The following is a 23,591-nucleotide window of genomic DNA, read 5'->3' as shown; positions in this document are numbered from 1 at the left end:
CCCCATGGCGAGGACCGTCATGGGCGGCGTTTGGGACCGTCAGTCCAGGGCCCAGTTGCGGATCTCTTCAGGGTCCTCGCCGTGCTGGCGGGTGTGGTTCCGTGCCCGGAGTCTGCGGTCTTGAAGGGATTGGTGCAGACCCGGATGACGCCCGCGCAGCCCCGGCACCCGGTCAAGAACGTCGAGGGCGAGTTGAAAGCGGTCTATGCCGTTCAGCATGGCCATGTCGAATGGTGTTGTGGTGGTGCCCTCTTCCTGATAGCCGCGCACATGCAGCCGTTCCTGGCTGCCATGCCGGTACGTGAGCCGATGGATCAGGGCCGGATAGCCGTGGTAGGCGAAGATGATCGGCCGGTCTGCCGTGAAGGTGCCCTCGAAGTCCGGCGTTGAGAGTCCGTGCGGGTGCTCGCCGGCCTCCTGAAGCCGCATGAGGTCCACCACATTGACGACCCTGATCTTGAGGCCGGGCAGTTCCCCGGCGAGGAGCCGGGCCGCAGCCACCGTTTCGATCGTGGGAACGTCCCCGGCGCAGGCCATCACCACATCGGGTTCTTCACCCGGAATTTCCGAGCCGGCGAAGTCCCAGATGCCCAGGCCCCGCCGGCAGTGGAGGGCAGCCTCGCCGGGGCCCAGCCACGTGGGAGAGGGCTGTTTGCCGCTGACCACAATATTGATGTAGTCCCTGGATTCCAGGCAGTGTTCCATGACGGCAAGAAGGGTGTTCACGTCCGGTGGCAGATAGACACGGATGACTTCGGCCTTCTTGTTCACGGCATGGTCGATGAACCCGGGGTCCTGGTGGGAGAAGCCGTTGTGGTCCTGCTGCCAGACATGGGAGGAGAGGAGGTAGTTCAGCGACGCGACCGGCCGCCGCCACGGCAGTTCCCGGTGCACCTTCAACCATTTTGCATGCTGGTTGAACATCGAATCGACAATGTGGATGAAGGCTTCATAGCAGTTGAAGACTCCGTGCCGTCCGGTGAGGAGATATCCCTCGAGCCAGCCCTGGCACAGGTGCTCGCTGAGCACTTCAAGGACCCTTCCTGCCCGGGCCAGATGCTCGTCGACGTCGTCGATCCTGGACTGCCACACCTTGTCCGTCACCTCGAAAACGTTCTGCAGGCGGTTCGACGCGGTCTCATCCGGGCCGAAGAGGAGGAAATTGTCCGGGTTGCCGGTGATGACCTCTCCGAGCCAGGATCCCAGAGTGACCATCGGGCTGATCCGCTCGACGCCGGGCCGGGGCACCGGGACGGCATGATCGGCGTAGTCCGGAAGTGCCAGGGAACGCAGCAACGTACCGCCGTTGGCATGGTCCGTGGCGCTCATGCGGAGCCTGCCCGAGGGCGCATTGGACGCGACCGCGGCGCGCAGCCGGCCGTCTTCGTCAAAGAGCTCATCCGGCCGGTAGGACTTCAACCAGCTTTCGAGCTGGGCGAGGTGGTCGGGGTTGGTGCGGACTTCGGACAAAGGCACCTGGTGGCTGCGCCAGGTGCCTTCGACCCGGAGGCCGTCCACCGTCCGGGGACCGGTCCAGCCCTTGGGCGAGCGCAGGACGATCATCGGCCAGCCCGTCACGGAGGGGGAGGCCCGTCCAGCCGAATCTTCGGTGCGGTCCGCGGTGCGGTGCCGGTCCTGGATGGTTCGGATTTCGGTCAGGCAGTCGTCGAGCGCCGCGGCGAAATCTTTGTGTGCGGCGGCAGTCGCCTCCGGATCGGGAACTGTCACGAAATGTGGCACATGGCCGTAACCGCGTAAGAGTTGCTCGAGCTGGGCTTCCGGCATCCGGGCCAGGATGGTGGGGTTAGCGATCTTGTAGCCGTTCAGATGCAAGATGGGCAGCACCGCCCCGTCCGCGACCGGGTCCAAAAAGGTGTGCGAGTGCCAGCTCGCAGCCAGCGGCCCCGTCTCCGCTTCGCCGTCACCAATCACGACGGCGGTGATCAGGTCCGGGTTGTCAAAGACCGAGCCGTAGGCGTGGGCCAGCGAGTAGCCGAGTTCCCCGCCCTCGCTGATGGACCCTGGAGTTTCCGGGGCGGCATGGCTGGGGATCCCGCCAGGGTAGGAGAACTGCCGGAACAGCTCTGCCATGCCGGCCTCATCGGTTCCCACGTGGTTGTAGATTTCGGAATACGTGCCCTCCAGCCAGCCGTTGGCGACCACTGCGGGGCCTCCATGGCCGGGGCCGGCGATGAACAGCATGTCCTGCCGATCCCGGCGGATGACACGGTTGAGGTGCGCGTAGATGAAGTTCAGTCCCGGGGTTGTTCCCCAGTGCCCCAACAGGCGTGGCTTGGTGTCCTCCGCGCGAAGGGGACTGCGCAGGAGCGGGTTGGAGCGCAAGTAGATCTGTCCGACGGAGAGGTAGTTGGCGGCACGCCACCAGCGGTCCACTAAGGCCAACTCGTCGTCTAGAGCTGGATGTCCCGGTTGATGGTCCTTGGCAGAATCGTGTCTGGTGCTGGCCGGGACCTGATCCAGGTGGCTCATTGGCAAGACCTCCGTTGTATGGGGACTCATTCGGGGCATGGTCAGTGACCATAGCAACACCTTCGGCCCTTTAGGGCAACTCATTCGGATAGGACACTGACGTCGGCCTGCTCCGGTGATATCGACTGTGGGCGCTATTCGGCAGAAGGCCGCTTTCGTTGCTGTTTCGTCGCCGACCGCTGTTCCTTTGCGGCGAGGCGCCGCCGGTTTGAGCCCCGGGTGGGTTTGGTCGCCCGGCGGCGGGCCGCTTCGGGGGCGAGGCCCTCGGCCACGAGGTCGGAGAGTTTGGCCAGGGCGATCTCGCGATTGCGCAGCTGAGAGCGCCGTTCGGAGGCGGTCACGGTGACCACCCCGGCGATGAGGCGTTGTCCGAGGCGTCTGACCAGCATCTGCCGCTGGCCATCCGAAAGCGCCGCCGTGGTGGTGACGTTCCACGAGAGTTCGACGCGGCTGTCCGAGGTGTTGACGTGTTGGCCACCCGGCCCGGATGAGCGCGAGAACCGCCAGCCGAGTTCCGACGCGGGAATCGTGAGTGCGGGCGAAACCTCCAGATCCATGCACCAAGCGTTGCACGATCCGGGCCCCCGTCCCAGGCAGCTCGTATGTTGCCTCCGGGGTCGCACCGCGGCGAGCCTGGCCTAGGCGTACCTGAGGCTGAGCAGAAGGGCCTTTAGCTGGGCGTACTGCTGACTCGCCATCCAGGCCCTCGCTGCGTCAGGCGTTGCGAAGACAGGCTGTTTAGCAGGGTCGAAGACAACAAAAGCTGACATGACCCCGTTTGGAAGGGTGACCTGATTGGATCCGGAACTGATCTGCGCCGGCTGGAACTCACCAGCGCGCCGGACATCCATGAAGTAGTACCTGAGGCTGCCATCGGCAGGCGCGGCAGGTTCCCCGGGGTAAGGGGAGGGCGCGGATAAGCCCTGGTCCATGACGAAGCCGAACTCGACGGGTTCCCCGGCGGCCGCCGTGATCCCTTCCACCGGAACGTGTTCCAGGACAGTCCGCTGCACCCTGCCGGCGGCGCCGTCACCGTACATCCCGCTGAGGACGTGTGCCACCTCGGATCCGGACGCATCCGAGACGACGGCGTTGACAGCTCCTGCGTTGGTCTCCGCGCTCAGGTAAGGTCCCTGTTCGGTGCGAACAGTCCAACCTGCCGGATAGGTGAAGGAGATGTGCCCGTCCGGCGGCGGTGTTGTCGCCGGCGTCGAGGTGTCCACCGGTGCCGTAGCGGAAAGCTGTGCCTCCGCCTGCGGATCTGCGCAGGCAGCCCCGACGAGGAGCAACCCGGCCAACAGAGAAGCTGCGGCCAGTGAACGAAGCAGGGTGTGCGACTCCAACTTGGCCCCCAAATGATGTTGGGCGGGCGTTGACCGCCCATAGATGGAGAATACTCCGCGGTGACCTGCCCTGACATGGGACGCAGATAGATGAACTCGGATCGAGGTGCAAATCCGGAGCAGGCGTATGCCGCCCCAGGATGGTCCCTGCCGACCAGGGGTTCAGGATCTCCGCAAGGGGTCCGGTCAGGCCAGGCGGGCGACACTTCTGCGGGTCGGCCGCAGGGCGGCGCCGTCGGAAAACAGTTGCGGGGTTGCTTGTTGGATCCGTTGAACATCCTCGAAAACGCCGCGCAAGTGCAGGCGGAGGGAGCTGTCGGCGTCGGCCAGGTTGTTGGCTTCCAGTGCGTCCACTACTGCGGTGTGTTGTTGGATGAGCGTCGCGACGGGCCTCGTCTCCAGGAGGCTGAGGCGTCGTGCCCGGTCCAGGTGCGCCTTGGCGGAGTTGACGGCGGCCCAAGCGGATTCGTGCCCTGCCAGCCGGAGGAGCTCGCGGTGGAATTCCTCGTCCAGGCGGAAGAACTCCTCCACGTCGCTGCTGGCATCCGCGTCGGCTTGGCCTTGAAGTATCACGCGAAGCCCGGCAATGCCTGCATGGTCGACCGAGAGTTCGCGCAGGGAGGCGCATTCGATGGCCTCGCGGACGAACTGCGCTTCTGAGACCCTTCCCAGATCCACGAGCGAGACGAAGGAACCGATTTGCGGGTACACCTGCACCAGCCCCTCTTCCCTGAGCAGGATCAGGCTTTCCCGCACCGGCGTACGGCTGATGCCCAGTTCCTGCGCCAGCTCGTTTTCGGAGAGTGGCTCGCCCGGAGGGAGCTGCAGGGAAATGATGCGACGCCGCAGCGTTTCCAAAGTCTGGTCGCGCACGGACAGTCTCGGCGGCTGTACCTTGCTGTGTTTATCGGATGCCATGCTCTCAGTCTATTCTCTTGACACACTAGAATGGTAGTGCTTGTATGGTAGTAGTTGGCGAGGTGCCGCCGGTCACATTTGGGCGCCGGCTTCCTTCCGTTCAACTCTCCCCTTCGTTTTTCATCGCCTGCAAAGGAGCATTAGATGACTGAGAGCATCGCGCCGCCCACTACCCTGCCGGAGACCAAACCCACCAAGGAACTGGCCAAAGTCGCCGTTTCCGGTTGGCTGGGAACGGCCATGGAGTTCTTGGACTTCCAGCTTTACTCGCTGGCAGCAGCCATCGTCTTCAATAAGATCTTCTTCCCTGATGTCAGCCCGATCATCGGTCTTATCGCTGCGATGGCAACTTACGGCGTAGGTTACGTTGCCCGCCTCGCAGGGGCCGTCTACTTCGGCCGGATGGGCGACAGGATTGGCCGCAAGAAGGTCCTCTTCATCACGATCGCGCTCATGGGTGCTTCGACGACCCTTATCGGTGTCTTGCCCACGTACGCCATGATCGGCATCTGGGCTCCCATCCTGCTGGTTGCGTTGCGCCTGGCCCAGGGCTTCGGCGCCGGCGCCGAGATCGCCGGTGCCACAGTGATGCTCGCTGAGTTCGCTCCGGTCCGCCGCCGCGGTCTCATCTCCTCCCTCGTGTGCCTCGGCACGAACTCCGGGACCCTCGTCGCGTCCGCGCTCTGGGCGATTCTGGCGAGCGCACTTCCCGAGGACCAGTTGTTGAGCTGGGGGTGGCGCATTCCGTTCCTGTTCAGCTTCATCCTCTTGATTTTCGCCGTATGGGTCCGCCGCTCCCTCAAGGAAAGCCCGGTCTTTGAACAGCGGGCGGATGTTGTGAACGGCGTGGCATTGTCCAAGAGTGAAATCGCCGCGGCAGATGAGCCGGCCAAGGCCAGCACCATCGAAGTCGCCCTGCACCAGCGGAAGGGCAAGGCCTTCCTGATCGCTTTGGGCCTGCGCTTCGGGCAGGCCGGCAACTCAGGGCTGGTCCAGACGTTCCTGGTGGGCTACCTCGCCACGGTCCTGCTGGTGGACAAAAGCGTGGGTACAAGCGCCATCGTCTACGGCTCCCTGCTCGGATTCCTCACCATCCCGGTGATGGGCCTGCTGGGGGACCGGTTCGGCCGGAGGCCGCTGTACCTGGTGCTGAGCTCACTCACGGCACTGTTCGCCATCCCCATGATGCTGATGGTCACCAGCGGCAATACCGCGCTCATCACCGTGGCCATGGTCGTCGGACTGAACCTCGGCGTCCTGAGCCTCTTCGCCATGGAGAGCGTCACCATGGCCGAATTCTTCGGGGCACGTACCCGCTTCACCCAGCTGGCACTGGCCAAGGAAATCGGCGGCATCCTCGCCACCGCCATCGGCCCGCTGCTGGCCGCCACCCTCACCGCCATCACCGGCCACTGGTGGCCGCTCGCCGCGATGATCATCGCCTACTCGCTGATCACCTTGATCTCCGCTTTCGTCGGACCCGAAGTCCGCGGACGCGACTTGGTCCGCCTGGAAGATGCCGTATGAAAGCGGTCGTAGTCCACGGTGCGAACGACCTCCGCATCGATGACCGTCCCGAGCCTGTCGCCGGACCCGGCGAGGTGGTCATCGACGTCGAATGGGGCGGGATCTGCGGCTCGGACCTCTCCTATTGGCGCCACGGCGCCTCCGGGACCGCGGCGCTGAAGTCGCCGCTCGTCCTCGGCCACGAGGTGGCCGGCCGGATCACCCAGCTGGGCGCCGGTGTGCACAACCTCGAGGTCGGCCAACAGGTTACCGTGCATCCCGCGGAACTGGTGGGAGATGGAATCATGCCGGATCGCCTGGCAGGCCGCACCAACCTCTACCCGCGCATCAGGTACTTCGGTTCGGCGGCGTTTGACCCGCACACCGACGGCGGGTTCAGCGAGCGCAAGCTCGCCAAGGCTTCGCAGATCCGTCCGCTTCCCGACGGCGTCGACACCCTGCGCGGCGCCCTCGCCGAGCCGCTCGCCGTCGCCATGCACGCAGTCAGCCGTGCAGGATCCCTCGCCGGCAGGGATGTCCTCGTCAACGGCGCCGGGCCAATCGGCTCGCTGGTGGTCGCCGCGGCCAAGTACGCCGGAGCGCGCACAGTCATCGCAGCGGACATCAACGACGCTTCGCTGCGTATCGCCAGCGCCATGGGAGCAGACGAGGTCCTGAACGTCTCCGGCGGCGGCAGCCTTCCCGAGGACATGGAGCTGGTCTTCGAAGCCTCCGGAATCCCGGCCGTCCTGGGCGGTGTGCTGCACGCCACCGCCCGCGGCGGAACCCTGGTCCAGGTCGGCAACCTTCCCGGCGCCCCGGCGCCCGCGGCCCTCGGTGACCTGGTGACCCGCGAGATCACCTGGATCGGTTCATACCGGTTCGTGGACGAGATCGGCGACGCCCTCCGCGCCATGGCCGACGGCCTGGACGTCTCCCCGGTCATCACCCACAAGTTCGGCATCGACCGGGCGGAAGAAGCCATGCGGGTCTCGGCTGACCCCGCCTCCGGCAGCAGCAAGGTCATGCTCCGCCTCAGCTGAGGCACGCCACACCACCACCGCATCCGTTCAAGACCATCACCATCTGAAGGACCAACCAGTGAAGATCACCGACGCACGAGTAGTGGTTTCGTCGCCAGGACGGAATTACGTCACGCTCGTAATTGAAACCGAGGACGGCGTTACCGGCGTCGGCGACGCCACCCTGAACGGCCGCGAACTGGCCGTGGCGGCCTACTTGTCGGAGCACCTGTGCCCGCTGCTGATCGGCCGCGACGCCCGCCGCATCGAGGACGCCTGGCAGTACTTCTACAAGGGCGCCTACTGGCGCCGCGGGCCGGTGACCATGACCGCGATCGCCGCGATCGACGTCGCGCTCTGGGACATCAAGGGCAAGGTGGCCGGCATGCCGGTCTACGAACTCCTGGGCGGGGCGGCCCGCGAGGGCGTCATGGTCTACGGGCACGCCAGCGGCTCAACGCTGGAGGGTCTCAGCGCCGACTTCCAGCACCACCTGGACCTCGGTTACAAGGCCATTCGGGCGCAGGCCGCCGTGCCGGGACTGGAAAAGACCTACGGGATCGCGCCGGTGGACGGCAAGACCTACGAGCCCGCCAGCGGCAACGTTCCGCAGGAGGACATGTGGGAGACCACGTCCTACCTGGACTTCGCGCCCAAAATGATGGCACACGTCCGCGAGCAGTTCGGCTACGGCGTGCACGTCCTGCACGACGTGCACCACCGGCTCACGCCGATCGAGGCCGGCCGGCTGGGAGCCTCGCTGGAACAGTACCGCCCGTTCTGGATCGAGGACCCGACGCCGGCCGAAGACCAGTCGGCGTTCCGCCTCATCCGCCAGCACACCACAACGCCCATCGCCGTGGGCGAGGTGTTCAACTCGATCTGGGACTGCCAGCAGCTCATCACCGAACGCCTGATCGACTATATCCGCACGTCCGTCTCGCACGCCGGCGGCATCACGCACCTGCGCCGCATCTTCTCCCTCGCGGACCTGTACGGGGTCCGGTCCGGCTCGCACGGCGCCGGGGATCTCTCCCCGGTGTCCTTCGCCGCGGCCCTGCATGTGGACATCAGCATTCCGAATTTTGGCGTGCAGGAGTACATGGGTCACCGGGATCCGGCGGGTGAGGTCTTCAAGACGTCCTACACCTTCACGGACGGCTACATGCACCCCGGTGACGCTCCGGGCATCGGCGTCGACTTCGACGAGGAGGCGGCTGCTGCCTTCCCGTTCGACCCGAAGTACCTGCCCATCAACCGCCGGCTCGACGGGTCGGTGCACGACTGGTGAGCGCCACAAGCAGCGAATCGAACGCATCCATGCAATCGAACCGGCCCTTCGATGTGGTGGTGATGGGGGAGATCCTCGTTGAGGTGGCCACCGACGTCGCGTTCGGTCACGGCGTTCCCGCGCAGCTGGGTATCTCCGGCGACGCATTGAACGTCGCCGCGGCCGCCGCCGCTGCCGGGGCCCGCACGGGGCTGCTGGCAGTGCTGACCGACGACGACCTCGGCCAAGCAATCGCCGCCAGGATCCGCGAACTCGGCATTTCGGACGAACTGCTGAGGTTCAGGACCGGCCAGCAGGGCGTCTACCTGGTGCACTCCGACCCGGACGGCCAGCGCGAGTTCTCTTACGCCCGCAGGGGAAGCGTGGGCTCCACCCTGTCCCCGGAGGACGTCAACCCCGCCGTCTTCTCCGCGGCGAAGGCGGTGATCGCCGGCGGGATCGCCTGCGCGGTCTCGGCCACTTCGCGGGCTGCAGTCCTCAAGGCTTCGGCACTGTCCCGCCGCTTCGTATTCGATCCGAACTTCCGGCCCAGGCTCACCTCCGTGGAGGAGGCGACGGCGGTCCTCGCCGAACTGGCACCGCGGACTTTCCTGGTCACTCCCTCCTTCCCGGGTGAAACCTCCGCGCTATTGGACTGCGCCACGCCGCAGGAGGCAGCGGTGAAGCTCCGGCGCCTTGGGGCCGCGAACGTGGCCGTGACCTGCGGGGCGGAGGGAATCCAGCTGGAGGGTGAACTGCTGAGCGGTGAACCGGGCGGGGACCGCCAGTCCTCCTGGGTTGACGCGATTCCGGCACCGTCGGTGGTGGACCAGACGGGTGCGGGCGACGCCTTCGTGGGCACGCTGACCGCCCGGATGGTGCTGGGCGACAACCTTGCCGCTGCCGCCCGGTTCGGTGCCGCCGCGGCATCGCTCGTGGTCGGCGGCAAGGGCGGGACCGGCTTCATTCCCACTTTTGACCAGACACGCGCGCATGCCCGGAAGGCAACCGAAGGAGAGCTGTCATCACACGCCTAAGCTCCGCCTCGCTGGCTGCCGTGGCAAGCCACCAGGTACTGTTGCCGCGAGAAAGGCTGCGCCCCGGCATCGTCCACCTTGGCCTGGGCGCGTTCGCCCGCGCCCATACCGCCGTGTTCACCGAAAACGCGATGCTGGCCTCCGGCGGCGTCGAGTGGGGGATCATCGGAGTCACCCAGCGCTCCAATACGGTGGAACGCCAATTGACGCCGCAGGACGGGCTCTTCACCGTGACCGAGCGGGGCAACGGTGCGGCGCCGCTCCGCGTGGTGTCGAGCATCGTTGAGGCCATCTCCGGACGGGACAATCCCGGAACCGTGGTGGACCGGATCGCCGACCCCTCGACCGCGGTCGTGACGCTCACCATTACGGAGAAGGGGTACCGGATCGATCCCCGCACGGGAACCCTCAACACCGCCGACGAACAGGTTCGGGCCGACCTCGCGGGTCAGCCTCCCCAGACGGCCGTCGGCCAGATCGCCCGCGGGCTCCAGCAGCGTGCCCGCGCCGACGCCGGACCCCTCACTGTGGTCTCGTGTGACAACCTTCCCGGCAACGGGGAGCTGGCAGGCAAGCTCGTGCGCGCCTTCGCCGCCGCTTTGCCGGCGGCAGAGGCCGGGCGGCTGCTGTCATGGCTGGAGGCGAGTGTCACGTTCCCCAACACCATGGTGGACCGGATGGTGCCGGCCACCACAGCTGGCGACCTCGACGCCGTCGAGCGTGAACTGGGCCTCCGGGACGAGGCAGCGGTGGTGGCCGAACCCTTCCTGCAGTGGGTTATCGAGGACAACTTCGCTTCGCGCCGCCCGCGCTGGGAGGACGCCGGCGCGCTCTTCAGCTCCGACGTTGCCGCGTGGGAGGCAGCCAAGCTGCGTCTGCTGAACGCGAGCCACTCCATGCTGGCGTACCTGGGGCTGGCCACGGGAAAGATCACGATCAGCGACGCCGTGGGGGAGGAGGCCTTCCGCACCGCCTGCAACCGCATGCTGGCGGAGGACGCCCTCCCCACGATCACACTTCCGGCCGGAATGGACGGCGCTGGGTATTGCGCGCAAGTGCTCCGCCGCTTCGCGAATCCTGCGCTCGGACACACCACTGCGAAGGTGGGGAGCGACGGGTCCCAGAAGATCGGGCTGCGGCTATTGGCCACGGTCCGCGGCAGCCTGGACGCCGGCCGCGAGCCCCGGTGGACTGCCCTGGCCGTGGCCGCCTGGATGCACCACGTGGCCACTGCGCCCACAGCAGAGCTGAACGATCCGCTCGCTGCCGAGCTCCACGCGGCCCTGCCGGCGACACGCACAGCGGCAACCGTGGTGCCCGCGCTGCTTGGCTGCCGCAGTATCTTCGACGGTGAACTCGCGACTCACCGGGCGTTCGCCGACCTCCTGATCCACTGGTACCGCATTATCGACACCCACGGGCTGGACGGCCTGAGAAATGAGATCAACCATGGCTGATGCCACCAGCATCCTGCACGTTTCCCCCGTCATCCCGGTCGTGACCCTCGATGACCAACAACATGCTGTGCCCGTTGCCCGTGCGCTGGCTGACGGTGGCGTCCGCATCATCGAGCTCACCCTCCGGACGGAGAGCGCCCTTACCTCGCTCAAACTCATCGCCAGCGAAGTCCCGGACATTTGCGTCGGCGCGGGCACCATCCTCACCCCCGGCCAGGCCGACGCTGCGGTGGCAGCGGGAGCCGGTTTCCTGGTCAGCCCCGGGGTGACACCGGGCCTGCTGGCACACATGCTGGCCATCGGACTTCCGGTGCTCCCGGGAGTTGCCACCGTCGGTGAGGTGATGATGGTCCTTGAGCACGGACTGACCGCGATGAAGTTCTTCCCGGCAGGACCTGCCGGCGGCCCCGACTATCTCGCCGCCATCGGAGCCCCCATCCCGCAGGTCCAGTTCTGCCCCACGGGCGGCGTCAGCCTGGCATCAGCACCCGGATACCTCGCGTTGCCGAACGTCTCCTGCGTGGGAGGCAGCTGGCTCACCCCAAAAGCGGCCATCGAAAACAACGGCTGGGAGCAGATCACCAAACTCGCCCGTGAAGCCGCCGGCCTCGTGCGGGACTAGGCGGCGCGCGACCTCCGCCGGCGGGCGGGACGCCGGCCGGCAAGTCCGCCCATCTGCGGGTGGCTAGGGCGCGCAGGCGGTGGCGCACCGGAGAACTTCCGGGAGGCGGCAACGCGCGCCCAGTCCCGGCGGTGGGCCTGGATGATTGCCCCCTGACGGCGACCACGCTCACAGGAACGGCCGCACTTCGACCTTCCGGTTGCAGGCCTTCGATCCCTCAGCGGCGAGCTTTAGGGCAACGTCGAGATCGGGGGCCTCGATGATCCAGAAGCCGGCAAGGTACTCCTTCGACTCCAAGAAGGGCCCGTCGGTGAACACCGCATCGTTGCCCCGGTTGTCGATGACGGTGGCCGTGTTGGGAAACCCGAGGCCGCCGGCGAAGACCCAGTGGCCCTCGGCCTGGAGCCGATCGTTGAACACGTCGATGGCAGCCATCTCGTCCGAGGGGGCGAGGCCGGGCTTGTCGTGGATCACGGAAACCAGATACTGCATCTCGAATCATCTCCCGTGGTTTTGGAGCGCCCCTCGTGGGCCGCAACTCACCCCTACTACGAACACCGCTGCCCCGATCGGACAGCAACACCCGGAATTCCACCGACATCCGTAGTGGTTTTCACCCTAGACGCCGATGCCGGTTCCTCACCAGTGCCCGCGACGTCGCGGAATTGGCCCGGGGAGCACTCTCACAAAGGCCCAATGCAGCGGGAGTGGCGCGTTGGGTCGTAAGCTGCCGTGATAGTTGTAGGAATTGTGCCCCGAACAGATCAGATGCCGGGATGGCGGCTGTAAGCGTGCAGACACGGTCTTCAGTTTTTCCTCTTATTTGCCAGTCGGCGTGAAGCACGGGTTATCCCGTGGAGGCGACGGCGAAGAGACCGCCGATGCCGAGCAGGTATAGGACTAGAACGATGAGGGAGTCCGTTCCCATGCCCAGGACTTTCCGCCGGGGTCGGAAGATCAGCCCGAGCATGTAGGTCAGGGTGAGCAGGATGGCCAGGGCCGTGAGGTAGATGTCAGTTGCATGGGCTTGGGGCAGTACGGGTTTCCCGGAGATCAGGACGGCGACGAGGAAGAGAACGGGCAGGAAGGCGTTGCCTCCGAAGATGTCACTGAATGCGAGCTTGTAGTCGCCGTGCTTTACCGATGCCAGCCCCGTGGAAATTTCCGGCAGCGAAGTCGCCAATGCCAGGAACGTGGCACCGAAAAGCACACCGGAAAGACCGATGTGCCCGGCGATCGCTTCCCCGCTTCGCTCGAGTGCCACGCCTGCAGCGAGCGTGACCGCGGCGGCGATCAGGAAGACGGTGACGGAACGGGCGGTGCTGGGGGTGTTGCGGCCCTTCGTCGCCTGGGGTTTGCTGTGTCCACGGGGCTTGGTTTGGCTGTCAGGGGCGTGCCCCTGTTCATGCCACGGCAGGGACTTCTGTGACCGCCGGACCAGGATCAGGCCGAGCCCCCAGATCACCGCGATCAGCACTGCGGCGGGGGTGAGGCGGAACGCCACAAGAGAGCCGGGCATCTGGCTGCCGGCAATCACGACCCCGAGCACTCCAATGACCGTGATGGCCTCGATGACAAGGGTCAGGGATGCCGCCCGGTAGCTCAAGGGCTCGCCACCCTTCGTGCCAAAGAGGTCGAGGATGGCGAGCACGACCGTCTGGATCGCGATTCCGCCGAGGATGTTCCCCACTGCCACGCCGATGTTTCCCGACGAGGCGGCGCTCACGGTGATCGCGACCTCCGGCAGATTCGTCGCCACGGCCAGCAGTATCAGACCGCCCAGGGCGGAACCGAGGTGCAGCCTGACGTCAAGGACATCGGTCTGACGCGACAGTTGAACGCCGGCCACCCAGATAGCGGCTGCGGCCCCAACAAAAATCAGCAGCAAAAACATCAACGGTAGCGATTCCACCTGCGCTCCCTTCACCGAGCTTCAATTGCCGTCCCGACCGGTTTTGTTCTCCAAGAATAACTTGCGTTAGCGCAAATAACAGTTGGCTTAGCAGTTGATTCGCGGACGCAATCGACAGGCCGGCACCTGCCACCCGTCTGTGCCGTCGCGCAGCGGCGGGGGAGTTGGAACGATCATTGCCGGCGGGCTTGGGCGGCGGCCCCGGAATCAGGGGCCGTCACGTGCGGAGCTCGATGGCGAACCGGCCGTCCTCGGTGCCTTCGCCGCCGTCGGCCTCCGCAAATGCGCTCATGCCAAGCGCCGCAAGCCCGCGCAGCTCTTCCGGCATTCGTCCTATGACCGCTGCAACGGCCTGCCGCCGGTGTTCCAGGACGGTGTTGACCAAAGACTCGCCCCCAGGTGTCAGGGAGAGCGCACGGTACCGTTTGTCCCCGGAAGAATCGCGCCGGACGATCAGCCCGGCATGCACCAGCCGTTCGCACATGCGGGTGGCGTTGGAGGGATGTACCCCCAGGTGGCTGGCTACGGCGCCGGGATTCTGCGGTCCTTGCTGCGCCATCAGGACCAGAACACGCAGTTGGGGGCTGGTCACCACGTCTTCGACTTCGATCACCGACTGCGCCACGACACGGAGCAGTACGTTGGCGGCCCGCAGGACCGCATCGATCTGGGCGTCGGCGCTGCCGGCTTCGATTTTCTCCACGGACCCCAGTATCGTCCCGGTACTTCCGGGCCGCAAAGTGGCCTGCGGCATGCCTTTGGGGTTCCGGGGGAGTGGGCTGGAACCGACAATATTGCGTCAGATGCGATAACCCGCACACGAGGACGAGCGCTTCCCGGCCGGGCCTCGGCCGGGCGAGAGTCTATTCATGATGAGGAACGGTGTTGCCGTTCGGACGCGGCTAGGCCTGTCAGTGCCTCACACGGTCGGGCCGGTGCCGTTTGCGGCCCGACCACCGCGAGGGGCCAGGCTCATGGCGACCGTCACCGTGTCACCGTCGCCGAACCGCTCCTGCGTGCGGACGTTTTTCTTTACCGGCAGCACGTACTCGCCGTTGTGCGGCAGCAGCGAGGTCTCCCATTCGGTGCCACCGATTCGCACGCGCACCGGGATGGCGCCCCACCCGTAGGTGACCGCCGCTGCCTCGGCCCGGACGTAGTCACATACGTCCGCCGGCAGCGACAACCAGTAGAACGGCGCCGGACCACGCCATTCGAACAATTCGGCGCTGAAGGTCGTGTCCACGTCACGCAACGCTAGTGGTGGCACGTCGCGATATCAACGTCTTTTGCTGCGCATCGAGCTCAATTGGGAAAAGCGTTGAAGCCGCGGAGAAACACACAGCGACCGCCAAGCGCGGAGCGGCCACTGGAGAGGGCTTGAATGCTTCATCTGACGAGCTACGCAAAGTTCAAGCGGGAACGGCACTTATCCGTCTGAGTCCTATTTGCTGGGCGTTTCAACGGATTAGGTTCCCGCTATGGGCCGAGCGGTCACCACCACTCAGGCTGCTTCATTTCCGCATTTGCCAGGGGCGTATCCTTCAGAGTGAGAAGTCGGCCGCGCGCGGTAGGCGTGCGGGTTTTTTGTCGTGCACGGTATTTAGGGGGATGTCGTGGAGGGTGGGAGTGGTGGCAGCCGAATCAGACTGAGCCCACGTGTCCGGGTCGCGGTGAGAGTGTTCCTGCTGGTTGTGCTGATCATTCTTTCTGTGGGCGTGGCCAGCGGTGTCCTTTCGTACTCGGTGGTGGCGGTGGCGATAACCGGCCTCCTCGTGGGTCAGTTCTCCAGCGCAGATCGTAAGCCCCCGGCCGACGTCGAGGGACGTCTTGGCTGGTGGAAACGCAGGGAACGTGGGGCCTTATATACGGCCTGGTGGGTACTCATACTGTTCGCCGGTGTGCTGATTAGAACGCTTTCCGTCGACGGCGCGTCCTGGCGAACAGCCTTGATGTTGGGCATCATGGCTTTCCCGCTCTGGGTAATTCTCCGCAAACCTCCTGCACGTCCTTGGGACCCTGGCCGGCTTACGAAGTAACTGGCCGGCCAGCGCACTTGCGTGACGAACGCTTCAGGCACGGGTCTTATCTGGGTGAGGTGGGCTTCGTCGCGTAGCCGGCCATCGGGATCGCCGCATCGGCGGCGTGTTTGTGGATGACTTGGTAGCTGTAGCCGAGTGCGTTTGCGACCAGGGTTGGTGGCAGTTCCTCGATGAGGCTGCGCAGGGCGGTGTTCCGTGCGCCGCCGGGATCGATCCCGAGGGCGCGGAGTTGGCTCATCATCGCGTCGGCGTGGATGTGCTGGCCCGGGAGTGTGCCAGGGAAGAGCCACTGGCTCGCGGCGTTGCCGGTCTGCTGGTTGGGCCGGTCGTGCAGGTAGTCCCAGAACATGGGGGCGATCTGGGCGGGGACCAGGACGGGGGTGTTGCCCAGGCTCAGGTGCAGACCCTCGGGCAGGGCTTGAAGGTCCGCGCATTTCAAAGCGGCGATCTTGCCGACCGGCTGGCCAAAGAGCAGCAGGATCAGCCCCGCGACCCGGAATCCCAGGGGCGCTGACGTCGATTCGATGCAATGCCGGATCAGGGTGAGGCGTTGTTGTTGGGTGATGAGCGGCATGGTGGCGGCGTAGCGGTGCGGTATCTGAAGCCTGCCGATTTCCTTGTTCTTGATCTGCCAGACGAGGAAGGTGCGGATCACGTAACGGGTCGTGGGCCCTTCGCTCAGATATTGGTTCAGGTGCGTCTGCCTCAGGCCCTGGATGGCAAGTCCGTGCTCCGCGTGCAGCCACCTGAGGAACTTCCCGGTTTCAGTGATTTCCTGTTTCGCGGAGCGGACGGCGGTGTTCAGCGATTTTCCCGGACTGGCCATTTGGCGGAGGCGATTGAGGTGGTGCCATCGGGCGAACCGTTCGATCGGCGCCTGTATGTGCGGTGTTTCGGAGAGGGCCTGGATGCGGGCCGTCAGCCATGCTTCGAAGGCGGCGAGTTGGCGGTCGCGGGCCGGAAGCATGCCATGGTGGACGAGCAGCTCGCGAAGGTACTCCACTGAGCGGGAGGCGGGCAGCGCGTCAAAAGATTCGTGAGTGAGGGCGATGCTTCGGGTGCCGAGACCGGTGAGGAGTTCTTTGGTGTTGGCCCCGCGCATCCAGGTGTAGATGCTCTCGGGCCTCGCCGCGTCGGCGAGCACTCCGATGAGGCGTTTGAGGCGCAAGTCTGGGGGAGTGTGGGGGTGGAGCAGGGCATCCAGGTCGGAGCGGAGGACGCAGCGGATGCAGTGGCCGGCGCGGAATCGTTCGGTTTCGGTGCCGCAGCTCTGGCAGCTCATGTTAGTGGTTATGCCCGCGCAGTCCCTGCAGATGTCGGCGCCGTCGGCGGTCCTGCCGGGGAGCAGCCTGTCTTTGCCGCAGCCGGGGCAGGTTCCGCGCGTGCGCAGTGCGGTGGTGAAGCAGATCCCGCAGATTGGTCCGTCGGGCCAGGTCACCCGGATCTTGGCGGCCATGCGTCCGCATCGGGCGCACCGGTGGTCGCCGGGGGACCGGGGCCGGCCGCGGTCCCGGGCTTAGTCGTCGTCAAGGATCCGGGCCCTGACAGGCTTGTATGCGTCAGCGAACCTGACCACGTTTTCCCCGGACGCGGCGGCCTGTTTCTGGCGTTTGGTCCTAGCGTCGGTGGCCGTAAAGGTGAACAGCTCGTTTGCCTCGACTCCGAAGATGTCACAGAGGGCGGCAAGGAGCTGGAAGGAGATCCGTTCGGGGTTCTGGCTGACCATGCGGTAGATCTGTGATTCGGAGAGGGTGATGCCTCTCTCGCGCAGAGGTGCCACGAGTTCGCGGGTGTTGCGCATGCCATGCCGGGCCATGAGCTCACGGGCCCGCCACCGGTACTCGATGTCTCGTTTCATTGTCTTTCCTCCTTCGGCCGGACGGCCCTGTCAATCATGCCTTCCAGCACACGGTTGAGCTCACTCGTCTGATAATCGCTGGAGACGGCCGTATAGAGGGATGTCGTCGATGCGTGTTCATGGCCGACCTGCCGCTGGACGAAGATGTGGTCGAAGCCGAAGTGCTCAAACAGATGGGTGACATAGGACCGGCGCAGGGAGTGGATGTCCAGGCCGGGCGGATAACCGAGCTCATCGATGTAGTCCCGGAAGCGGCGGTGCAGGTTGGACTTGGGAACCGGCAGCCCGTTCGCCGTGGGAAAGACCTCTGGCACCGCCGGTGCCAGCCACGGCAGTCCGGTCCTGATCCAGATGTCCACGACGGCCGGGGACCAGTCAAAGACCGTCAGTACGGAGCGTCTCTTGGGCGGTGAGCCGCGCTGTGCCTTGCCGTATCTGACCTGCAGGACACCAAACTCACCGAACTGCGGAGCCCTGCGGTTTCGGGAAAAGTCCACGGTCTGCAGGTGCGTGACCTCGTTGGCCCGCAGGCCCCAGGCATAGGCGGTCTTGAACAGCGTGGCATCACGATAAGCGGCGACCGCGCCCTTTCGTCCCGAGGCCAGGACCCGTTCGACCTCGAGATCCGCCAGGTCGAAGAATCCCTGCAGCTCGGACCTGGTGAACGGCCGCTTGGCTGGTGCCTGCTCGTTGTTCTGGGCGTGGCGGGCGCGGTTGAACTCGGTGATGATCTGGGCAGGGGAGCGGCCGAATGCCTGGATGCAGATGCTGTCCCATTCGTAGACAGGATCGGTCAGGAAATCGCAGAACACCTTCAAATGCGTCTGGTAGGCCCGGATGGTGGCAAACGCCAGGTTTACGATCGACCGCTCGTGTGCGAAGAAGTCATCAGCGTCCCCGACGGTCCAGTCCCACGGAAAATGCCCCGTATGATCCACGAAACGCCGGACAAGACTTTCCCGTCCTCGGATCGTGCCGACCGTAAAGTTCCGAGCCAGCTGCTGCTGTTTCCAGCCCGTGAGCATGTCCTCGAAAACGGCATCCGCGGACATCGCGTCCTGGCGCAGCGGAAGCCTGATCAGCCGGCCCTGCTCGGGGTCCATCACGTCTCCGATATGTCTGCAAATAATGCTCTCAGAGTGCATAAAATGCGAATCCATGTCAAGGAAACCCCTAAATGCCGCGGAATTATCGGCCTTCGCGGCATCCCGAATCCGTCGACCATTCGACGCGCCGGACTGACGCCCGGCGCGTCGTCGAAAAGGTTTGGAGCCATCCAATGGCGCGGATTTCAATCCCCAGGCAGTCGGAAATAGGGGAGGCGTATCATCGGGGCCTAATCTGCAAATTCTGCAACTGGATCACTTCGACTTTACATAATGTGGATTATCGGCGTTGTTGAGGGGAGTCCGGAAGGGGCCCGCGGACCCGGCGGCAAACCCGAGATATCCGCCCCACGGTTCCTCTGCTGTCAGGCCGAATCCATTGTCTTTGGCGACCGTCTCGCTGAGAATGAACCATGACGGTCTACCTGAGGTCCCTGGAAACTGCTGTTCCGCCAACTGTCCTGATCCAGTCCGAGGCCCGGGATGTTTTTGCCGCCCAGCCAGGGCTCACCAGGCTTGGCACCCGGCTCGTCGGCACCTGCTTTGATTCGGCGGCCATCGACACGCGGCATACCGCCGTCGAGGAACTGACCAAGGACAGCCAGGCGGAAAATCCCCGGTTCTTCAATCCCGCCACGGGACTCCTGCTCAGTCCCAGCACCAAAGTCCGGAACGACATCTTTGCCACCGAAGCGACCAAGCTCTTCATCGGGGCGGCGCAGAAGGCCCTGGCTGCATGTCCGGGAATCGATTTAGTTGACATAACTCACCTCGTGACCGTCTCCTGCACCGGATTCTTCAATCCCGGCCCGGACTACAAAATCGTCCGCGCCCTCGGCCTGAACCCTGCCGTGCAGCGCTACCACCTGGGGTTCATGGGCTGCTACGCGGCGTTCCCGGCGCTCCGGGCTGCCAAGTCCTTCTGTGAGGCCGATCCGGACGCCGTGGTGCTAGTGGTCTGCGCCGAACTCTGTTCCCTCCACGTCCGCACCTCCAACGATCCCGACACGATCATGGGATCGGCACTGTTTGCCGACGGTGCCGCCGCGGCCATCGTCAGCGCCAGGGAAATCCCGGACGAACCCGCGCTGATGCGCCTGGACCACTTCGAGACGGTGCTCACGCCCGTCGGCGAGGAATCCATGGCGTGGAACATCGGCGACGAAGGTTTCGAGATGGTGCTCGGCAATTACGTCCCCCACATCATTGACGACCACATCATCGGCGCACTGGAACCCCTGCTGTCCCGGGAGAGCTCCCTGCTGGGTCTCCCCTACCGGGACATCCGGCACTGGGCCATCCATCCCGGCGGCCGCAGCATACTGGACAAGGTCCAGTCAAGGCTGGACCTCAGCGATGAACAGCTGGTCCCTGCCCGCGAAACGCTCCGCAACTTCGGCAACATGAGCAGCGCCACGGTGCTGTTCGTGATCAAGCACATACTCGACCTCCCGCCAGCGGACGGAGCTGGCGGCGGAGGGCCGGACGGCGGCGAGCGGATCTGCTCGATGGCGTTCGGCCCCGGACTGACGGTGGAAACAGCGCTCTTCACCAAGCTCCGGGACCCGCGGCGCGCTGCGCCCTTACGTCCGGACACCAGGGCAAAATCCAGAGCCGAGACGGCGGCTGGGACAGTCCAGGCACCATCACCGCTGTCGTCGCCGGCCCTCGCCTGAAAATGCACAGCGTGAAGTTCCTGCGGGACCGTGCCGCAGGCGCGGTCGAGGAAATGGATTTGCCCGGATGCGACCCCCGGCGGCTGGACCGCACCTATGCCCAGTTCGCCATGGTCAACCGCGTGGTAGCGGGCTGGCGCGGCATCTACCGGACCCGGCTGCGGCCACGGCTGTCCCAAAGTATCCCGACAACCCTGCTGGACATCGGCTGCGGTGGCGGGGACGTGCCGGTACTTCTCGCCCGCTGGGCCGCCCGGGACGGACTGCGCCTGAAGATCACGGCCATCGACCCTGACCCGAGGGCCAGCCGCTTCGCGCGCGAGCGGCATGCGGCCTCAGGAGTCACGTTCCGCCAGGCCACCGCCGCGCAGCTCGTGGCGGACGGCGAAAGCTACGACCTCGTGGTGTCCAACCACGTCCTCCACCATCTGGGGGCAGAGGAGTTTCCACGGTTCCTCGACGAGTCGGCTGCGCTGGGCCGCGGCCTGGCCATCCACAACGACCTCCGCCGCTCCCCCGCCGCCTACGCGCTGTTCTTCGCGGGCGCCTGGATTTTCACCGGTTCCTACATCCGGCAGGACGGGCTTACCTCCATCCGGAGAAGCTACACCGCGCCGGAGCTGAGGTCCGCCGCTCCCCCGGGATGGACGGTGCTCAGGCACTCCCCCTTCCGCAACCTGCTGATCCTGGACAACGCGACGGTGCGTGCTGCCGGTGGCTGACGTGCTGATCATCGGCGGCGGCCCCGTGGGGCTGTTCATGGCCGCCCTGCTGCTGCAGCACGGCGTCGCGGTCCGGGTCCTGGAACAACGGACAACCCCGGATCCGCACTCCCGCGCCATCGGCATCCATCCCCCGGCGCTTGCGGCGCTTGAACAGGTCGGCGTCGCGCGGGCGCTCATTGCCGGCGGCGTCCGGATCCGTCGCGGCGTTGCCGTCGCCCGCGGCAGGACGCTCGCCGAGATGTCCTTCGCCGGCGTGTCCGAGAACTACCCGTACGTGCTCGCCCTGCCGCAGGTGCGCACCGAAGCGGTGCTGGAACAGCGCGTCCGTGAGCTGGACCCGGAAGCCCTCCTCCGCGGCGTCCGGCTCCGCGGGCTGCACGACGACGGCGGCCGGGTCACGGTGGAGGCTGCCTCGGCCGGCGGTCCGCACCGGTACGCGGCGCGCCTTGTCATCGCGGCCGACGGTGTGCGCTCCGGCGTGCGCGCGCTGAAGGGCATCCCGCTGCGGGCGAAGGACTACCCGGACAGCTACCTGATGGGAGATTTTGCCGACAGCACGGACTTCGGCCCGGACGCCGCGCTGTTCCTGGAAGGCGAAGGCATCGTCGAGTCCTTCCCCCTGCCCGGGAGGCTGCGCCGCTGGGTGGTCCGGCTCGATGTGGCCCAGCCGGATGCGGACGCCCGGTGGTTGGCGCACCGCGTCCTCGAGCGGACCGGGATCGGCGTCGACCCCGGGACCAACAGCATGCTCAGCAGCTTCGGTGTCCGCTCACGCGTGGCCCGCCGGATGGTCGCCGGGCGCACCGTGCTGATCGGGGACGCAGCCCACGAGGTCAGCCCGATCGGGGGGCAGGGCATGAACCTCGGATGGCTCGACGCGGCGGCGCTTGTGCCTGCGGCGCTGGCTGGACTGCAGGGCGAAAACGTGGCCGGGCCGTTGCGGGCCTTTGAACGGACCCGGCTGCGGTCCGCGGCCAAAGCGGTTCGGCAAGCGGAGATCAACATGGCGTTGGGGCGCCCGCTCCCGGCCGGTGTTCTGACGGTGCGGAACCGGGCTATCTCCGCCGCCGCTGGCGTTCCCGCCGTCAATTCGCTGGTGGCCCGCCGCTTCACGATGCATTGACGGCCGCGGGGACCCCGCCGCCGGGACGCCCGGCTCAGGGTGACGTGTAATAGCAGTCGTAGCTGTCTTGGCTGACGATCCGGCCATCCCGCACCTCGAAGACTGATGCCGTCCGGGCACGGATGAGCTCGCCCGCGTCCCAATACGGCAGATCCATCAACACGGTCGCGGACCAATCGGCCTCCACCACCACGCGGCCGCCGTCACACGTTGTCCGCCGGACGTCGAAGCGCTGCCCGGAGACGACCTGGCCCCCGGCCTCCGCCCCGGCCAGGGCCTGTTCGCGGTTTCGCGTCGCCCCTTCCGGGGCCAGCAGATGGGGTGCCTCGACGAGGGTGTAGTTCTCGGCCAGGAACGGGCCAATCCCGGCCGCCCCGCCGCCGGACTCCAGGGCACGCAAGAGGCCGAGAACGCAGTCAAGTGGCGTGCCGCCGGAAGGTCGTGCAGTCATGGAATGAGACTAGCCGACGACCGGGAACCCGGCAGCTGGAGCGAAACGCGCCGGGGAATAGACTGGCCGCATGGACCCGCTCCCCGCGAGCCGCCGCTGTCGTCAAGCGGCCGTGCAATCAGTATTGCGGACATCACTGCATGCCGCGGCCGCCGTCGCACTCCTGGCCGCTGCGGCTTCCTGCAGTGGGAGCACCGCCGGCACGGAAGCGAGCACCGCCGCCCCGGCAGTTCCGCCGCCCGTGACTGCGGCAATCAACCAGTACCGCGATAACTACAGCAAGCAGATCATCGAAATCCAGCTCACAAACACCACGGGGCGGCCGCTGACGGTCGCCGGTGCGGAGCTGATGAGCCCGCTCTTCAGCGCGGCGATCGCGTGGCCCGGACAGCCGGGCGGCATCGAGCTCCCGCCGGGGCAGACGAAGAGCATTTCGGCTCCGCTGCCCGCCCCGGACTGCAGCCGCACGCCGGCTCCGGCAGGAGGCGCCGGCGAGCCCGCCACTGTGTCCCTCCGGCTGGCCACCTCCGGCGCCGGAGCAGCTCCCGGCGCTGCCCCGACGGCTGCGGCGCCGGACCCCTACGGCGTCCTGGCCAGGAACAACGCCGAAATGTGCCTGGCGCAGGCTGCCGCGGCGGTGGCCTCGATCCGCGCCGTGCCGGAACTTGAGGTGGCAGCGGACGCGAAGACCGCCGTCGTGCGGCTCCTCGTTACCCCGCACGGTCCCGCCGGCGCCGCCGACGCCCTGACGATCGACCGCATCCAGGAAACCACGCTGCTCGCCGAAGACCCGGCCGCACCGTGGCCCCGGGCCGTCACAGTGCGCGCCGGCGGTGCCGGCCAGGAGCTCCGGCTCGGCATCCGGCCGGCCCGCTGCGATCCCCACGCTGTGGCGGAAGACAAGGTGGGGACGCTACTGCCGCTCCGGGTAAGCGTCGCAGGACGGGAGGGCCTCCTGAAGATCGACGCCGGCGCCACATTACGGGACAGGATCTATGACTTTGTCACGACAGCCTGCGGACGACAGTAGTCT

Annotated in this window: 22 protein-coding genes; 10 read left to right on the top strand and 12 right to left on the bottom strand. The window is 66.1% G+C overall.

The genetic code is table 11. The annotated features are described in order from the left end of the window. Positions 1 to 39 precede the first annotated feature (39 nt). The 4 genes from AC1DES_RS09905 to AC1DES_RS09890 all read right to left on the bottom strand — a co-directional run bounded on the left by AC1DES_RS09905 (position 40) and on the right by AC1DES_RS09890 (position 4,751). Positions 40 to 2,490 (bottom strand): phosphoketolase family protein, encoded by a 2,451-nt coding sequence (locus AC1DES_RS09905; protein WP_476895531.1) that lies wholly within the window; start codon positions 2,488 to 2,490, stop codon positions 40 to 42. 134 nt (positions 2,491 to 2,624) lie between these two features. After that, positions 2,625 to 3,047 (bottom strand): alternative ribosome rescue aminoacyl-tRNA hydrolase ArfB, encoded by a 423-nt coding sequence (gene arfB, locus AC1DES_RS09900; RefSeq protein WP_476895530.1) that lies wholly within the window; start codon positions 3,045 to 3,047, stop codon positions 2,625 to 2,627. An 81-nt stretch (positions 3,048 to 3,128) separates the two neighbouring features. Then, positions 3,129 to 3,833, bottom strand: a complete 705-nt coding sequence (locus AC1DES_RS09895) for a hypothetical protein (RefSeq protein ID WP_476895529.1) — start codon at positions 3,831 to 3,833, stop codon at positions 3,129 to 3,131. Positions 3,834 to 4,019: 186 nt separating this feature from the next. After that, positions 4,020 to 4,751, bottom strand: a complete 732-nt coding sequence (locus AC1DES_RS09890; protein ID WP_476895528.1) for a GntR family transcriptional regulator — start codon at positions 4,749 to 4,751, stop codon at positions 4,020 to 4,022. Between the two features lie 144 nt (positions 4,752 to 4,895). Here AC1DES_RS09890 and AC1DES_RS09885 point away from each other — a divergent pair, with 144 nt between their 5' ends. Genes AC1DES_RS09885 through eda form a run of 6 tightly spaced genes read left to right on the top strand, consistent with a single transcriptional unit; the run spans position 4,896 to position 11,665 of the window. Continuing rightward, on the top strand, positions 4,896 to 6,278 hold the full coding sequence (locus AC1DES_RS09885; protein ID WP_476895527.1) for an MFS transporter: 1,383 nt from the start codon (positions 4,896 to 4,898) through the stop codon (positions 6,276 to 6,278). Further along, positions 6,275 to 7,300 carry an L-idonate 5-dehydrogenase gene (locus AC1DES_RS09880; protein ID WP_476895526.1) on the top strand — a complete coding sequence of 342 codons (1,026 nt, stop codon included), beginning with the start codon at positions 6,275 to 6,277 and terminating at the stop codon, positions 7,298 to 7,300. The genes AC1DES_RS09885 and AC1DES_RS09880 overlap by 4 nt, the downstream gene beginning before the upstream one ends. 58 nt (positions 7,301 to 7,358) lie before the next feature. Further along, positions 7,359 to 8,570 (top strand): D-mannonate dehydratase ManD, encoded by a 1,212-nt coding sequence (gene manD, locus AC1DES_RS09875; protein WP_476895525.1) that lies wholly within the window; start codon positions 7,359 to 7,361, stop codon positions 8,568 to 8,570. A 29-nt stretch (positions 8,571 to 8,599) separates the two neighbouring features. Further along, complete coding sequence (locus AC1DES_RS09870; protein ID WP_476895524.1) at positions 8,600 to 9,586, top strand: PfkB family carbohydrate kinase; 987 nt, start codon at positions 8,600 to 8,602, stop codon at positions 9,584 to 9,586. 20 nt (positions 9,587 to 9,606) lie between these two features. After that, on the top strand, positions 9,607 to 11,043 hold the full coding sequence (locus AC1DES_RS09865) for a mannitol dehydrogenase family protein (RefSeq protein ID WP_476895523.1): 1,437 nt from the start codon (positions 9,607 to 9,609) through the stop codon (positions 11,041 to 11,043). Further along, on the top strand, positions 11,036 to 11,665 hold the full coding sequence (gene eda / locus AC1DES_RS09860) for a bifunctional 4-hydroxy-2-oxoglutarate aldolase/2-dehydro-3-deoxy-phosphogluconate aldolase (protein WP_476895522.1): 630 nt from the start codon (positions 11,036 to 11,038) through the stop codon (positions 11,663 to 11,665). Before AC1DES_RS09865 ends, eda begins: the two co-directional genes overlap by 8 nt. A gap of 168 nt (positions 11,666 to 11,833) precedes the next feature. On the opposite strand, the gene AC1DES_RS09855 is transcribed toward eda, so the two are convergent. The 7 genes from AC1DES_RS09855 to AC1DES_RS09825 all read right to left on the bottom strand — a co-directional run bounded on the left by AC1DES_RS09855 (position 11,834) and on the right by AC1DES_RS09825 (position 18,580). Next, on the bottom strand, positions 11,834 to 12,157 hold the full coding sequence (locus AC1DES_RS09855) for a YciI family protein (protein ID WP_476895521.1): 324 nt from the start codon (positions 12,155 to 12,157) through the stop codon (positions 11,834 to 11,836). 355 nt (positions 12,158 to 12,512) lie between these two features. Beyond that, positions 12,513 to 13,577, bottom strand: a complete 1,065-nt coding sequence (locus AC1DES_RS09850; RefSeq protein ID WP_476895520.1) for a sodium:calcium antiporter — start codon at positions 13,575 to 13,577, stop codon at positions 12,513 to 12,515. Positions 13,578 to 13,794: 217 nt separating this feature from the next. Further along, positions 13,795 to 14,280: a MarR family winged helix-turn-helix transcriptional regulator gene (locus tag AC1DES_RS09845; RefSeq protein ID WP_476895519.1), complete on the bottom strand. Its 486-nt coding sequence runs from the start codon at positions 14,278 to 14,280 to the stop codon at positions 13,795 to 13,797. 216 nt (positions 14,281 to 14,496) lie between these two features. Further along, positions 14,497 to 14,823, bottom strand: a complete 327-nt coding sequence (locus tag AC1DES_RS09840) for a DUF1905 domain-containing protein (RefSeq protein ID WP_476895518.1) — start codon at positions 14,821 to 14,823, stop codon at positions 14,497 to 14,499. Between the two features lie 839 nt (positions 14,824 to 15,662). Continuing rightward, a complete protein-coding gene (locus tag AC1DES_RS09835) occupies positions 15,663 to 17,075 on the bottom strand; it encodes a site-specific recombinase (protein WP_476895517.1) in 1,413 nt (470 codons plus the stop codon). A 60-nt stretch (positions 17,076 to 17,135) separates the two neighbouring features. Then, positions 17,136 to 17,477, bottom strand: coding sequence for a helix-turn-helix domain-containing protein (locus AC1DES_RS09830; RefSeq protein ID WP_461841819.1), 342 nt, complete (start codon positions 17,475 to 17,477; stop codon positions 17,136 to 17,138). After that, a complete protein-coding gene (locus tag AC1DES_RS09825; protein ID WP_476895516.1) occupies positions 17,474 to 18,580 on the bottom strand; it encodes a tyrosine-type recombinase/integrase in 1,107 nt (368 codons plus the stop codon). Before AC1DES_RS09825 ends, AC1DES_RS09830 begins: the two co-directional genes overlap by 4 nt. Before the next feature lie 416 nt (positions 18,581 to 18,996). Between AC1DES_RS09825 and AC1DES_RS09820 the strand changes: the two genes are divergently transcribed. The 3 genes from AC1DES_RS09820 to AC1DES_RS09810 are packed head-to-tail and all read left to right on the top strand — an operon-like array spanning position 18,997 to position 22,107. Further along, positions 18,997 to 20,259 carry a type III polyketide synthase gene (locus AC1DES_RS09820; protein ID WP_476895515.1) on the top strand — a complete coding sequence of 421 codons (1,263 nt, stop codon included), beginning with the start codon at positions 18,997 to 18,999 and terminating at the stop codon, positions 20,257 to 20,259. A 2-nt stretch (positions 20,260 to 20,261) separates the two neighbouring features. Continuing rightward, a complete protein-coding gene (locus AC1DES_RS09815) occupies positions 20,262 to 20,981 on the top strand; it encodes a class I SAM-dependent methyltransferase (protein WP_476895514.1) in 720 nt (239 codons plus the stop codon). Then, the gene (locus AC1DES_RS09810) at positions 20,974 to 22,107 is read left to right on the top strand and encodes an FAD-dependent oxidoreductase (RefSeq protein ID WP_476895513.1); all 1,134 of its coding nucleotides are present in this window, start codon (positions 20,974 to 20,976) and stop codon (positions 22,105 to 22,107) included. Before AC1DES_RS09815 ends, AC1DES_RS09810 begins: the two co-directional genes overlap by 8 nt. Positions 22,108 to 22,141: 34 nt before the next feature. On the opposite strand, the gene AC1DES_RS09805 is transcribed toward AC1DES_RS09810, so the two are convergent. Further along, complete coding sequence (locus tag AC1DES_RS09805; protein WP_476895512.1) at positions 22,142 to 22,558, bottom strand: nuclear transport factor 2 family protein; 417 nt, start codon at positions 22,556 to 22,558, stop codon at positions 22,142 to 22,144. A 70-nt stretch (positions 22,559 to 22,628) separates the two neighbouring features. On the opposite strand from AC1DES_RS09805, the gene AC1DES_RS09800 reads away from it, so the two are divergent. Beyond that, positions 22,629 to 23,588: a hypothetical protein gene (locus AC1DES_RS09800; protein WP_476895511.1), complete on the top strand. Its 960-nt coding sequence runs from the start codon at positions 22,629 to 22,631 to the stop codon at positions 23,586 to 23,588. The last annotated feature ends 3 nt before the right edge of the window (positions 23,589 to 23,591 follow it).

This window comes from Arthrobacter sp. 05T442, assembly GCF_056395945.1.
This window is presented reverse-complemented; position numbering and strand designations above follow the sequence as displayed.

Coding starts and splice junctions, on each gene's coding strand:
- AC1DES_RS09830 (WP_461841819.1), bottom strand. CDS start 17,477: ATGAAACGAGACATCGAGTACCGGTGGCGGGCCCGTGAGCTCATGGCC.
- AC1DES_RS09855 (WP_476895521.1), bottom strand. CDS start 12,157: ATGCAGTATCTGGTTTCCGTGATCCACGACAAGCCCGGCCTCGCCCCC.
- AC1DES_RS09805 (WP_476895512.1), bottom strand. CDS start 22,558: ATGACTGCACGACCTTCCGGCGGCACGCCACTTGACTGCGTTCTCGGC.
- AC1DES_RS09890 (WP_476895528.1), bottom strand. CDS start 4,751: ATGGCATCCGATAAACACAGCAAGGTACAGCCGCCGAGACTGTCCGTG.
- arfB (WP_476895530.1), bottom strand. CDS start 3,047: ATGGATCTGGAGGTTTCGCCCGCACTCACGATTCCCGCGTCGGAACTC.
- AC1DES_RS09885 (WP_476895527.1), top strand. CDS start 4,896: ATGACTGAGAGCATCGCGCCGCCCACTACCCTGCCGGAGACCAAACCC.
- AC1DES_RS09800 (WP_476895511.1), top strand. CDS start 22,629: ATGGACCCGCTCCCCGCGAGCCGCCGCTGTCGTCAAGCGGCCGTGCAA.
- AC1DES_RS09835 (WP_476895517.1), bottom strand. CDS start 17,075: ATGGCCGCCAAGATCCGGGTGACCTGGCCCGACGGACCAATCTGCGGG.
- AC1DES_RS09870 (WP_476895524.1), top strand. CDS start 8,600: ATGCAATCGAACCGGCCCTTCGATGTGGTGGTGATGGGGGAGATCCTC.
- AC1DES_RS09880 (WP_476895526.1), top strand. CDS start 6,275: ATGAAAGCGGTCGTAGTCCACGGTGCGAACGACCTCCGCATCGATGAC.
- AC1DES_RS09820 (WP_476895515.1), top strand. CDS start 18,997: ATGACGGTCTACCTGAGGTCCCTGGAAACTGCTGTTCCGCCAACTGTC.
- AC1DES_RS09905 (WP_476895531.1), bottom strand. CDS start 2,490: ATGAGCCACCTGGATCAGGTCCCGGCCAGCACCAGACACGATTCTGCC.
- AC1DES_RS09815 (WP_476895514.1), top strand. CDS start 20,262: ATGCACAGCGTGAAGTTCCTGCGGGACCGTGCCGCAGGCGCGGTCGAG.
- eda (WP_476895522.1), top strand. CDS start 11,036: ATGGCTGATGCCACCAGCATCCTGCACGTTTCCCCCGTCATCCCGGTC.
- AC1DES_RS09825 (WP_476895516.1), bottom strand. CDS start 18,580: ATGGACCCCGAGCAGGGCCGGCTGATCAGGCTTCCGCTGCGCCAGGAC.